This window comes from Streptomyces sp. NPDC002130 (genome assembly GCF_040296465.1).
Taxonomy (GTDB): domain Bacteria; phylum Actinomycetota; class Actinomycetes; order Streptomycetales; family Streptomycetaceae; genus Streptomyces.
In genome coordinates, this window is sequence record NZ_JBEOXI010000087.1 from 17,860 (window position 1) to 29,832 (window position 11,973).

Sequence of the window (11,973 nt, forward strand, 5' to 3'; positions counted from 1 at the left end):
CCACCACTGCTGTCCCGGCCGGCCAGCCACTAGATTTGTTGCATGGCGGAGACGAAACGCGAGATCGAGCGCAAGTACGAATCCGATGAGGGCGGGCTTCCCGACCTGACCGGCGTCGCCGGGGTCGCGGCCGTCGCGGACAAGGGCGTCGCCCACCTCGACGCCACCTACCACGACACCGCGGACGAACGCCTCGCCGCGTCGTCCGTCACCCTGCGCCGCCGCACCGGCGGTTCCGACGCCGGCTGGCACCTCAAGTTCCCGATCGCCGCGGACGTCCGCGACGAGATCCGCGCCCCGCTCACCGACACCCTCCCCGAGGACCTCGCCGCGCTGGTCCGCTCCCGGGTCCGCGACAGCGAGCTGCTTCCGGTGGTCCGGCTGCGCTCCGACCGCGACGTACGGCACCTGCTCGACGCCGACGGCCGGCTGCTCGCCGAGATGAGCGTGGACACCGTGCACGCCGAGCGGCTCACGGGGCGCGGCGGCGAAGCGCAGTGGACCGAGATCGAGGTGGAGCTCGCCGACGGGGGCGACCCGGCCCTGCTCGACAAGATCGACAAGCGGCTGCGCAAGGCGGGCGTACGGCCGTCGGCCTCGTCGTCGAAGCTCGCCCGCGCCCTGGCGGAGACAGCACCGGGGAAGCGACGCAAGTCAGCGCCCGCCCCGAAACCGGTGACCGCCGCAGACCATGTGCTCGCCTACGTGCGCACCCAGCGGGACGCGATCGTCGAGCTCGACCCCGCCGTCCGCCGGGACGCCGAGGACTCCGTGCACAGCATGCGGGTGGCCACCCGCCGGCTGCGCAGTACGTTCAAGTCGTTCGGCGAGATCCTCGACCGGGCCGTCACCGCCCCCGTCGCCGACGAGCTCAAGTGGCTCGCCGGCGAGCTGGGCCTGGACCGGGACCGCGAGGTGCTGACCGAGCGGCTGACGTCGGCCGTCGACGAGGTGCCCGAGGGCCTGGCCCGCGGCCCGGTCGCAAAACGCCTGCACTCCTGGTCCAGCGCTGAACACGGCAGCGCCCGCGGCCGCCTCCTCGGTGTCCTGGACTCCCACCGCTACCTGACCCTGCTCGACACCCTGGACGCGCTGATCGCCGACCCGCCCCTGCTGAAGGCGGCCGGCAAGAAACCCCGCAAGCCGATCGCCAAGGCCGTGCAGAAGGACTTCCGCAAGGTGTCGAAGCTGATCGAGCGGGCGGCGGACCTGGAGCCCGGCACCGACCGGGACGTCGTGCTGCACGAGGCCCGCAAGAAGGCCAAGCGCACCCGCTACGCGGCGGAGGCGGCCGAACCCGTCCTCGGCAAGCCGGCCAAGGCCATGGTCAAGTCCATGAAGGCGCTGCAGGACCTGCTCGGCGAGCACCAGGACAGCGTGATGGCCCGGCAGGCCCTGCGCGAACTGTCGGCGGTCGCCCACGCGGCGGGGGAGAGCGCCTTCACCTACGGCCTCCTCCACGAGCGCGAGGCGCAGCGAGCACTGCGCGTGGAGGCAGAACTGCCCGGGTTCTGGGACGGGATCAAGGACCGTGCGGCGGACCTCTGATCCTCCGGCGTACGGAGGCACCCCGCGACCGCGTTAGTCTGGATGGTCACCCCTGTCAGTTCAGTCCAGCTCACGAAGGTGCGCGACATGCCTGCCGAAGTCGCTGCGTCGGTCTTCCCGCAGCTCGAAGCTCTGCTCCCGCATGTGCAGAAGCCGATCCAGTACGTCGGCGGAGAACTCAACTCCACGGTCAAGGACTGGGACTCCTGTGACGTCCGCTGGGCGCTCATGTACCCGGACGCCTACGAGGTCGGTCTGCCCAACCAGGGCGTCATGATCCTCTACGAGGTGCTCAACGAGCAGCAGGGCGTCCTCGCCGAGCGCACGTACAGCGTGTGGCCGGACCTGGAGGAGCTCATGCGGGAGCACCACGTCCCGCAGTTCACGGTCGACAGCCACCGGCCGGTGAAGGCCTTCGACGTGTTCGGCCTGTCCTTCTCCACGGAGCTGGGCTACACGAACATGCTGGCCGCCCTCGACCTCGCCGGCATTCCCCTGGAGGCCAAGGACCGGACCCTCGACGACCCGATCGTCCTGGCCGGCGGGCACGCGGCGTTCAACCCCGAGCCGATCGCCGACTTCATCGACTGTGCGGTGATCGGCGACGGCGAGCAGGCGGTCCTGGAGATCACCGCGATCGTCCGCGCCTGGAAGGCGGAGGGCCGCCCCGGTGGCCGCGAGGAGCTCCTCTTCCGCCTTGCGAGGACGGGCGGGGTGTACGTGCCCGGCTTCTACGACGTCGAGTACCTGCCGGACGGCCGGATCGCCCGTGTCGTGCCGAAGCGCAGCGGGGTGCCGTGGCGGGTCTCCAAGCACACCGTCATGGACCTCGACGAGTGGCCGTACCCCAAGCAGCCGCTCGTGCCGCTGGCCGAGACGGTCCATGAGCGCATGTCGGTGGAGATCTTCCGCGGCTGCACCCGCGGCTGCCGCTTCTGCCAGGCCGGCATGATCACGCGCCCGGTGCGCGAGCGCTCCATCACGGGCATCGGCGACATGGTCGAGCAGGGCCTGAAGGCGACGGGCTTCGAGGAGGTCGGCCTGCTGTCGCTGTCCTCCGCCGACCACACGGAGATCGGCGACATCGCCAAGGGCCTCGCCGACCGCTACGAGGACGACAAGATCGGCCTGTCGCTCCCCTCCACCCGCGTGGACGCCTTCAACATCGACCTGGCGAACGAACTGACCAGGAACGGCCGCCGTTCCGGCCTCACCTTCGCCCCCGAGGGCGGCTCGGAACGCATCCGCAAGGTCATCAACAAGATGGTCTCGGAGGACGACCTGATCCGCACGGTCTCCACGGCGTACGGCAACGGCTGGCGCCAGGTGAAGCTGTACTTCATGTGCGGCCTGCCGACGGAGACCGACGACGACGTCCTCCAGATCGCCGACATGGCGACGAAGGTCATCGCCAAGGGCCGCGAGGTCTCCCGCTCCAACGACATCCGCTGCACGGTCTCGATCGGTGGCTTCGTCCCCAAGCCGCACACGCCGTTCCAGTGGGCCCCGCAGCTCTCCGCGGAGGAGACGGACGCCCGGCTGCAGAAGCTGCGGGACAAGATCCGCGGCGACAAGAAGTACGGCCGCTCGATCGGCTTCCGCTACCACGACGGCAAGCCCGGCATCGTCGAGGGCCTCCTGTCCCGGGGCGACCGCCGCATCGGCGCGGTCATCCGCGCGGTCTACGACGACGGCGGCCGTTTCGACGGCTGGCGCGAGCACTTCTCCTACGACCGCTGGATGAGTTGCGCCGACAAGGCACTGGCCCCCTTCGGCGTCGACGTCGACTGGTACACCACCCGCGAGCGCACCTACGAGGAGGTCCTCCCCTGGGACCACCTCGACTCCGGCCTGGACAAGGACTGGCTCTGGGAGGACTGGCAGGACGCCCTCGACGAGACCGAGGTCGACGACTGCCGCTGGACGCCGTGCTTCGACTGCGGGGTGTGTCCGCAGATGGATACGGCCATACAAATCGGTCCGACCGGGAAGAAGCTGCTGCCTCTGACGGTCAAGAATGCCGCGCCGGCGCCGAGCGGGCACGAGCACTGAGGTGAGTGACGCACTCGTTCGGGTGATGGATGCCCTGGCGGGGGCGAGTGAGGACGAGGTGGCTGCTGCGTTGGCTGCTGTCGGGGCTTCGAGCCGTCGGCAGCAGGAGCAGCAGCGTGGGCCTTGTACGCCTCTGCCGGGCCCGGGAGGGGCCTCGGGCATCCGCTCAGAGGTGGAGTGGGTCTGAGGCTCTCGGAGCCTCGCTGAAGCGTTTCTGGCGACTACCGAGCCCCCTTCGACGCGGAGGGGGCTCGGTGGTGTCGGCGCTCGCTGACGTCCTTGCACGGTGACGCTGCGTCGTGAACAGCGGGTGCGCGGTGACCTGCCCGAACGATCCGTTCTGGTCGCTTTGGCAACTTGATATTCATGACGGCGATTGCTGGATACAGTCGTTTTGTTACTACTGGTTGCGGGGGCAACTGCGGCTTGGTCGGCTGTGCCGACGTCCTGGGGAGGGCCTGTAGCGCATGAGTCGTCGCTCTGCTGGTTTTGTCGGTGCGTGGGCTGAGATTCAGCGGCAGCACCAACGTCAGGTAGAAGCCGAGGCGAGGCAGCGCCGGGAGGAGGCGTGGCAGGCGCGGGCTTACCAGCGTTCTGCCGCGCAAGGCCACCGGGAGTACCACCAGGCCGAGGCCAGGCGGCGTACGGAGGAGCTGGAAGCTCAGATTGCGTCCCTACGAGGTCTGCTGGCTACGGGATGCGAGGCGCCGGCCTTCAGGGCATCGTCTTTGATGCGTGCGGAAGACATCCCGCCGTTTGATCCCGGGCCACTTGCATGGCCGGTGCGGATGCCCGACCCGAACGAGTACCAGGCTCAGGGCGGCTGGACCGCCAACCGGCGAGCACAGGCACAGGCTGAGGCGCGGGCTCGGTTCGAACACGACTGGCATGCTGCGCAGGTCGCCGAGGCGCAGCGTCAGCAGCAGTTAACCGCGTTGCAGCGGAACTACGAGCAGAGGACGGAGTCTCAGCGGGCCGAGGTGCGTCGGCACAATGCCGGGGTCGTGGAAGTGACCGAAGGGGTCAGGCGGGGTGACCCTGACTCCGTGGTCGAGTACTTCTCCGCTGCGCTCTACGCGTCGACGGCCTGGCCGGAGGGATTCCCTCGGCAGGTGGCTGCGGCCTACGACGCAGCGGGGCGGCAGCTGGTGTTGGACTGGGAACTGCCCACATACGACGTGGTTCCCGAAGCGAAGTCCGTCAGGTACCTGTCCCGGGAGGATCAGTACAAGGAAGCGGCACGGCCGGTGAGCCAGCGTCGGGCGCTGTACCGGGAGGTGCTGGGGCAGAGCACGCTGTTGGTGCTGCACCAGCTGTTCTCGGCGGACGAGTACGGCATCCTCGACTCGGTTGCCCTGAACGGCTTCGTGGACGCCCCCGACCCGGCGACAGGACGACAGACGCAGATCTTCCTGGCGACCGTCATGGCTTCCCGGGCGGCTTTCACGGACCTGCATCTGGGGCAGGAGGACCCGGTCAGCTGTCTGACCGACGCGCTGAGGGGACAGATCTCGACCCGGCCCGACCAGCTCACCTCCGTGCGGCCGAGCCGGCAGCCCCAGGACGTCGGTAGCCCTGTGGCCGCCCATGGTGGCGATCACGAGCCGAACCTGTACGACCTGGATCCGATCGCCTTCGAGTCCCTAGTCGCCGATCTGTTCCGCGCCATGGGTATGCAGGCCGTAACGACTCAGCGCTCGAACGATGGTGGCGTGGACGTCGACGCGATGGACCCGACTCCCATCCGAGGCGGCAAGATCGTCGTACAGGTGAAGCGCTACCGCAACACGGTGCCGCCCACGGCCGTACGCGATCTTTACGGCACGGTTCAAGACGTCGGCGCCAACAAGGGGGTTCTGGTGACAACCTCGGGTTTCGGGCCGGGCTCTCACACCTTCGCCCGGGGCAAGCCTTTGGAGCTCATTTCGGGCGGCGAACTCGTCGATCTTCTGCACAGGCATGGGCTTCGTGGACGCTTGGGAGAGGGAGGGACGGCGGCTTCGACGCAGCCGACACCGTCCAACTCTGCGTCTCCGGCCGCCGATTACAACGTGCTGGGCATGACGTGGTCCGGCAACGTCGCACTCGACGTGTGTGCGCTGGTCTGCCGTGGCAGCCAAGTCCTCAGCGAGGACCACTTCGTCTTCTTCAACAACCCGCAGACACCTGACGGCTCGGTACGCGCAGTACAGGCTGCGCGACCGGACAAAGCAGCCATTCGTGTCGCCTTCGATGCACTGCCGGAGGCGGCTGACCGGTTCGTGCTGGTGGCGGCTGTGGATCCGGAAGTGAATCCGAAGGCAGACCTCTCTGGATTTACAGATGCCTGCATCCGGCTGCTGGACCCGGCGATGACCGAGCTCGGGCGCCTTGAGGTCTCCGACGGGCGTGCCCTCGAGACCGCGTTGGTGCTTGGCTCCTTCCGGCGCAGGCCTAGTGGCGACTGGGACTTCGTGCTTGGGGGGAAGGGCTACGCGGGTGGTCTTCAGCAGCTTGTACAGGACTACGGCATCGAAGTTGAGTAACCCCCCGCCCGCACGCAGTTGCTGATATGTCCGCAGGTATGTACGGCCCAACCCGTCTACAGGAGAAGTTGCTGCACCTGACGGCGTTGACCTGGTCAAGAAGGTGACCCCGCATGGGGCCGATCGATAGGTCATAAGGATCGGACAGACCAGCGTGGAACTGCCGCCCCTCCGTACCTCTGGCTGTCCCCTAAAGATCAACGAGCGCACGAGGATCACTGAGCCCATTCCAACTTCAGGCGACAGCCGATCAGCGCCATGTCACGGACATCTGGTAGACCCTGGCTATGACGTTCTTGGCGGTGGTCGACGGTGATGCGGGCGGATGGCGCATCGATCGGGATGCGCTGACCGACGCGATCCGTGCCCGGTGGTCTGAGTTCGAGATCGACTCGATGCGCCGCAGCGAAGTGCGCAGCATGATCTGGCAGTTCAAGACGGAGAAGGGCCCAGGTGAGGCCTATCTGCACGAGGACGGTACCTGCCTGTACATGGACGTCTGGGAGGAAGACGCGATCTGGTTGGCGATCGTCTTCCGCAGGCTGACACCCACCGACCTTGACCTGGTGTTCAGCGATGAGGGTTACACCTTCGACGTTCGTCTGCGGGCTGGGACGACCGAGGCCGAATTGACGGACCTGGTGAATGCTGCGGGTTGATCTCAGCCCGTAGCGGCGAGCTGGAGGACCAGGACGGCTTGGACGAGGCTCGTGATCCGGGTCGTCGAACAGCGGAGTTTGCGGAGGAGGCGCCAGGACTTGAGAGTGGCGATGGCCTGCTCGACCAGTGCACGGATCTTCGCGTGGGACCGGTTGACGGCCTGCTGGCCGGTGGAGAGGCTGTCCCATCGGCCACGGTAAGGGAGACGGACGGTGCCGCCTGCACGCTGGTAGCCCTTGTCTGCCCAGCAGGTGATGCCAGCCTCGGCGAGTGCCTCAATGATGCCGTGCTCGCGCGCGGCCCGGACATCGTGGACGGCGCCGGCCAAGGCTGGTGAAGCCCACATCAGACGCCCCTGCGGATCGGCAATGACCTGCACGTTCATGCCGTGCTTCTTGTGTTTGCCCGAATAGAACGGGCGATCGGCGGCGATTCGGTCGATGGGCAGGAGCGTCCCGTCCAGGATCACGTACGCCTTCGACGCCGCTCGTATGGCTTCGGTGAGGGTGGGGGCGAGGGCGGCCAGGAGGTTGACGGCCTCGGTGATGTATCGGTACGCGGTGGTGGTGCCGATCCCGAAACCGGCCGCGAGCTGGGCGTAGGGCTGGCCGTTGCGCAGGTGGGCGAGGGTGAGCAGAGCCCGTCGGCCGGCGTTCAGGCGCCGCCATCGGGTGCCGAGAGCGCGGCGGTGTTCCCTCAGGCGGGCGGCGAGGAAGCGCAGGGCCGAGCTGGACACGTCGACGCCGGACGGGTAGACAAGCATGCGAAGCCTCTGGTGGAGACGGTTCTCTTGGTCGAAACCATCTACCAGGGGCTTCATCTGTCTGTCATCCCAACTGAGCCCAAGCTCAGGAGTTGTCACCAGCGGGGCCGGCTGAGCTGGTGAATGGGAGCGGTCGAAGCAGCCTGGCTGTCACAAGCGAGGCATCGGACTTGTCACAGACACTCATTCAGCAGCCTTTCTGTCACCAGCTACCGGAAGCCGGGGGTTCTCTGCGGCGATTCCATGAGGTCATGGCCACTACACGCGCTGGGTCGGGGAGAGTGGTCGAAGCCGCTGACACCGGGTCCGTATGGTTGCATCAGTGCAGCTGCGAGAGGACCTTCAGGACCTCGTACAGGAGCCGGTGCTCACGAGCGACCCGCGGCACTTCACCTGGCGTCGGGACCAAGGGCACGGTCCTGGCCTGCAGCCAGGACCGGCCGTCATCACGACGCATAGAGCTTGGCGGAGGGCCGGGTGCTGCTTGCCCTGGACTTCGCCGGCGACGCGGTCGACGTCGTCTCGCGGCCGTTGAAGATCTCTTTCGGGACCTGCGGGAAGCGCCGCTGCCACATCCCTCACTACCTCGCGGTGACCCACCACGGCGTCTGGCTGATCGACATACGCCCCGAGGCTTTGATCAAAGGGACGGACCGGGAGCCGTTCGCTGCGATCGCTGAAGTCGCTGTCGCATGCGGCTGGCGCTACGCGGCCGCTGCCCTCTGGCGCGAGCACGCCTTCGCGGGACTGGACGCGAGGGCGTCGCGTCGGAGGCTGAGGTTCGATCCGCCGGGCCCGGTGCTGCTCTCCGAGGCCGCCGACGGATGGAGGTTCCGGCGTTACGTGCTTGGCGAGATCCCTGCCCTGTTCGCCGCGCCCTGGCAGCGGTTGTGCAGTCGGCGTTCGGACGCGCGGCCCGAGCGCGTAGGGAAGTCGCCGCAGCTCAAGGGGCGTAGCAGAGGAAGTCTCACCGTCATGGGCGGTTGCGGGGTGCGACCGCGCGGAAATCGAACTGGCCGGTTTCATTGACGCGCTTCTGGCTGAGACCTATCTTCTGATCGCACTTGCGAACAGTGTTCGATTTTTCGAACCATGGCCGTCAAAGGGGACAGCCCGTGTTGCGCACCCGTCTCCGGCGTACTTGTGAGCCGGCTCCGGCGGCCCTCTCCGCCGTCTTCGTCACCCGACCCGCCATGGCGGGGCCCCCGGTCGCTGCCCGCGGAAACCGCAGCACGTAGGCCGCTGACAAGCGCGACGCGGCGCCCACGTCGCACGGAGTCGGTCCTGCCCCCAACGGTACGGAGGCCGGGCCTCACCCTCGACCTCACTTGCCCCTGATCACGGCACCCCAAAAGACAGGAACACATATGCCCGCGGTTCTCTCACGGCTGGCGGCGATATTTGTCGCCGCCTGCCTGCTCTTCACCGCCCAGGTCGTCACCACACCACAGCGGGCCGCCGCCGCCGACCCGGGTTACCTGATGGTGCACTTCACCGGTGAGGGGGCGACCAACCAGCAGATGTACCTCTCGCACAGCACCGACGGCCTGCACTGGAACGACCTCAACGGCGGCGCCATGGTGCTGCGCTCCACGATCGGCACCAAGGGGGTGCGCGACCCGGCACTCGTGAGGTCCCCCGACGGCAGCAAGTACTGGATCATCGCGACCGACCTGTGCATCAGCTGCGGGCAGGACTGGAACGCCTCCATCAACAACGGCAGCCGCAACCTGGTGGTGTGGGAGTCGTCGGACCTGGTCTCATGGTCGGATCCGTGGCTCCTCAACGTCGCCGGCGCGATCCCCGACGGCCGCAACGCCTGGGCCCCCGAGGCGATCTGGAACCCCGAGACCAACGACTACGTCCTGTACTGGGCGACGAACGTGCCCGTCAACGGCGTGAAGAAGCACCGCATCTTCTACGCCCGCACCAGCGACTTCCGCACCATCACCACGCCGCAGACCTACATCGAGCGCCCCGGCACCCAGGAGATCATCGACACCCAGATCATCGAGATGCCCTCCGGCGTGGGCAACTACCGCTACGTGCGGGCCTCCGGCGACGGACAGATCACCCTCGAGGGAAGCAACTCCATCCTGGGGACGTGGACCAACCTCGGCAACCTCTCCGGCGTCGGCCTGACCGGCGCGATGGTCGAGGGCCCGATGTGGATGAAGTTCAACGGGCAGAACAAGTGGGGCCTCTACCTCGACCAGTACGCCTCCAACCGCGGCTACATGCCGGTCCTGACGACCGACCCGTCCAACCCCGCCTCCTACCAGACGCAGGCTGCGGGAAGCTACAACATGGGCGGCACCAAGAAGCGCCACGGCTGGATCCTGAACCTGACGGCCGCCGAGGAGAGCCGTGTCCTCGCCCGCTGGCCCAACACCCCGGTCCAGCGCTTGCAGTCGTTCAACTTCCAGGACCGGTACGTGCGCCAGACCAACTTCGACGTGCGCATCGATCCCAACGTGAGCCCCGCCGACGACGCCCAGTTCCGGATGCGGCCCGGCCTCACCGGCACCGGCACCGTCTCCTTCGAGTCAGTCAAGTTCCCCGGCTACTTCCTGCGCCACGCCAACTACGACTTCCAGCTGGTCCGCAACGACGGCACCGCGCAGTTCGCCGCCGACGCCACCTTCCGCCAGGTCGCCGGCCTCGCCGACCCGACCTGGTCGTCCTTCCAGTCCTACAACCACCCCGACCGCTACATCCGCCACTACGCCTACCAGCTCCGCCTCGACCCCATCACCACCGCGACAGGACGCAGCGACGCCACCTTCCGCGCGACGAGCTGACCGACGCCGACACGGTGGGGGCATTCCCTCACTCGCCGGCTGCCCCGCACGGCTTTACCGTGCGGGGCAGCCCGTGCTTCGGCTCATGGGCTGAGCCGAACCTCAGGAGTTGTCACCAGCGGGCCGGCCTGCCGCCGGACCGCACCCGCTGGGAGGGCTGGCAGCAGTGGCGGAAGATTCGCGGCACCTTCGTGCCCGCGCCGCGTCTGAGCCTGGCCGAGCACCAGAGCCTGAGTCCCCGGCGGCGGGCTCTGCACGACCTGCACCGCACCGCGGCGCACGTCAACATGCGGCTGCAGGGGACGCCGATGAGCGCGCGGGTCGCGAACCTGATGCGCGGGCGGCTGCAGAACAACGCGGTGAAGTTCATGCCCGGCACTCGCGACGGCCTGATGATCAACGGCGGCGGGTTCCAGTGGCTCCGCACCACTGACCACCAGCCCTACTACGGCGCTCTCAAGCCACTGCTCAACAGCACGCAGGGCAACTGGCCAAGGCGATCGACGACCACTCACAACGCCGTCGGTGACAACCAGCCTGCCTATGTGACAACTACCGTGCTTCGGCTCACCAACTCCCAAGCTGACATGGGAGGTTGGAAAGAGCTCACTGGTTTTACGCTCTTGGGTGCGATGCAGTGGAAAGGATCGGGAGATCTCCTGGTAACGCAGACTCGATCCCCCATAGGGCAGCCCGAGGACACGCGGAAGGTTCTAAAATCTCTAGGACTTCGCGGGATTGGGCAAGTGCGAATCCTTGATCAAGGTCAGCCTTCCATCTTGGGCTTCCCGAGCGTGAGCCGCAGCAGTCAGGGCGCCCGCTGCCGCCTCGGTGTGGCGATGACAGGGCGCCTAGTCTGATCGAAAGCGAGATCGTGATCATTGACGCTGATGGAACGGAGGAGCCGTTCGACCCTGCGGCCTGGTTCTCGTGAGACTAGGAGCCGCCTCCCCATGCAGCTCGGGAAGGCGGCCGTCCGCATCTGTTGGGCGCACCGTGTCAGAAGGCTTCCGCGAAGTCGTCTTCCTTGAGTATCAGCCGGTCTCGTACGTCCTTGGGGATCATCAGCTTCATATGGATGCGGGGAGCTCGTACACCCTTCACCTTCGTCCGCTTGATCACGCACTTCACGCCGACCCGGAGTAGGTCGGCGGCCATGGCTTCCATGCCGCCTTCCTCCCAGTGGGTACGGAACGACTTGCCGTTGTGTACGGCCACCCACCGGTCCTTGGTCGACTCGGGGTCGATGGTCTCCAGCTGCTTGATGAGGTCGTCCAGTGTCTTCTCAGCCTGCTCCTTGGTGAAGCGCGTCTTCGTGAAGCGACCTCCGGGCTCAAGTCCGGTCATGTAGTAGCTGATGGATTGCTCCAGGCGCTGTTGTTCCTTGCGGGCCTCGGCGCCCTGCCGGTACTCGCGTGTCATGACGGGTTCGTCTCCGAGAACCCTCAGAACGTCGTTGACGAGCTTGCTGTAGATCTCGGCAGGGTTCGGAGCGCCGTGGCCTCCGGCCTTGCACTTGCCGCACCGCAGATACGAGTAGGACCAATTCTTGACGCGGTTCTGCTGAACAGTCATGTTCGAGCCGCAGTCATGGCAGATCAGGACGCCGAGGTACTTGGTTGCC

The 11,973-nt window shown here is 67.1% G+C and carries 9 protein-coding genes; 7 read left to right on the top strand and 2 right to left on the bottom strand.

The window, feature by feature from the left end; all coding sequences use genetic code 11:
* The first annotated feature begins 42 nt into the window (after positions 1 to 42).
* From ABT116_RS18425 to ABT116_RS18440, 4 genes are all read left to right on the top strand, one after another.
* On the top strand, positions 43 to 1,548 hold the full coding sequence (locus tag ABT116_RS18425) for a CYTH and CHAD domain-containing protein (RefSeq protein WP_351634402.1): 1,506 nt from the start codon (positions 43 to 45) through the stop codon (positions 1,546 to 1,548).
* Positions 1,549 to 1,635: 87 nt separating this feature from the next.
* Entirely contained in the window at positions 1,636 to 3,600 is a 1,965-nt protein-coding gene (locus ABT116_RS18430) for a TIGR03960 family B12-binding radical SAM protein (protein ID WP_351634404.1), read from the top strand.
* Positions 3,601 to 4,067: 467 nt separating this feature from the next.
* Positions 4,068 to 6,125 carry a restriction endonuclease gene (locus ABT116_RS18435; protein ID WP_351634407.1) on the top strand — a complete coding sequence of 686 codons (2,058 nt, stop codon included), beginning with the start codon at positions 4,068 to 4,070 and terminating at the stop codon, positions 6,123 to 6,125.
* Positions 6,126 to 6,412: 287 nt separating this feature from the next.
* Positions 6,413 to 6,784, top strand: coding sequence for a hypothetical protein (locus tag ABT116_RS18440; RefSeq protein ID WP_351634410.1), 372 nt, complete (start codon positions 6,413 to 6,415; stop codon positions 6,782 to 6,784).
* Between the two features lie 2 nt (positions 6,785 to 6,786).
* On the opposite strand, the gene ABT116_RS18445 is transcribed toward ABT116_RS18440, so the two are convergent.
* Positions 6,787 to 7,548 (bottom strand): IS5 family transposase, encoded by a 762-nt coding sequence (locus ABT116_RS18445; protein ID WP_351634412.1) that lies wholly within the window; start codon positions 7,546 to 7,548, stop codon positions 6,787 to 6,789.
* A 477-nt stretch (positions 7,549 to 8,025) separates the two neighbouring features.
* On the opposite strand from ABT116_RS18445, the gene ABT116_RS18450 reads away from it, so the two are divergent.
* The 3 genes from ABT116_RS18450 (at position 8,026) to ABT116_RS18460 (ending at position 11,209) form a co-directional block, all read left to right on the top strand.
* Entirely contained in the window at positions 8,026 to 8,577 is a 552-nt protein-coding gene (locus ABT116_RS18450) for a hypothetical protein (protein ID WP_351634414.1), read from the top strand.
* A 338-nt stretch (positions 8,578 to 8,915) separates the two neighbouring features.
* The gene (locus tag ABT116_RS18455) at positions 8,916 to 10,349 is read left to right on the top strand and encodes a glycoside hydrolase family 43 protein (protein ID WP_351634417.1); all 1,434 of its coding nucleotides are present in this window, start codon (positions 8,916 to 8,918) and stop codon (positions 10,347 to 10,349) included.
* Between the two features lie 59 nt (positions 10,350 to 10,408).
* Positions 10,409 to 11,209, top strand: a complete 801-nt coding sequence (locus ABT116_RS18460; RefSeq protein ID WP_351634420.1) for an uL30 family ribosomal protein — start codon at positions 10,409 to 10,411, stop codon at positions 11,207 to 11,209.
* A 139-nt stretch (positions 11,210 to 11,348) separates the two neighbouring features.
* On the opposite strand, the gene ABT116_RS18465 is transcribed toward ABT116_RS18460, so the two are convergent.
* Positions 11,349 to 11,973 (bottom strand): recombinase zinc ribbon domain-containing protein (locus ABT116_RS18465; RefSeq protein ID WP_351634423.1); only part of this gene is annotated, 625 nt, incomplete at its 5' end.

What these genes read in the sequence shown, in the direction of transcription:
- ABT116_RS18445 (WP_351634412.1), bottom strand. Translation starts at nt 7,548, where the DNA reads ATGCTTGTCTACCCGTCCGGCGTCGACGTGTCCAGCTCGGCCCTGCGC.
- ABT116_RS18430 (WP_351634404.1), top strand. Translation starts at nt 1,636, where the DNA reads ATGCCTGCCGAAGTCGCTGCGTCGGTCTTCCCGCAGCTCGAAGCTCTG.
- ABT116_RS18440 (WP_351634410.1), top strand. Translation starts at nt 6,413, where the DNA reads ATGACGTTCTTGGCGGTGGTCGACGGTGATGCGGGCGGATGGCGCATC.
- ABT116_RS18455 (WP_351634417.1), top strand. Translation starts at nt 8,916, where the DNA reads ATGCCCGCGGTTCTCTCACGGCTGGCGGCGATATTTGTCGCCGCCTGC.
- ABT116_RS18425 (WP_351634402.1), top strand. Translation starts at nt 43, where the DNA reads ATGGCGGAGACGAAACGCGAGATCGAGCGCAAGTACGAATCCGATGAG.
- ABT116_RS18435 (WP_351634407.1), top strand. Translation starts at nt 4,068, where the DNA reads ATGAGTCGTCGCTCTGCTGGTTTTGTCGGTGCGTGGGCTGAGATTCAG.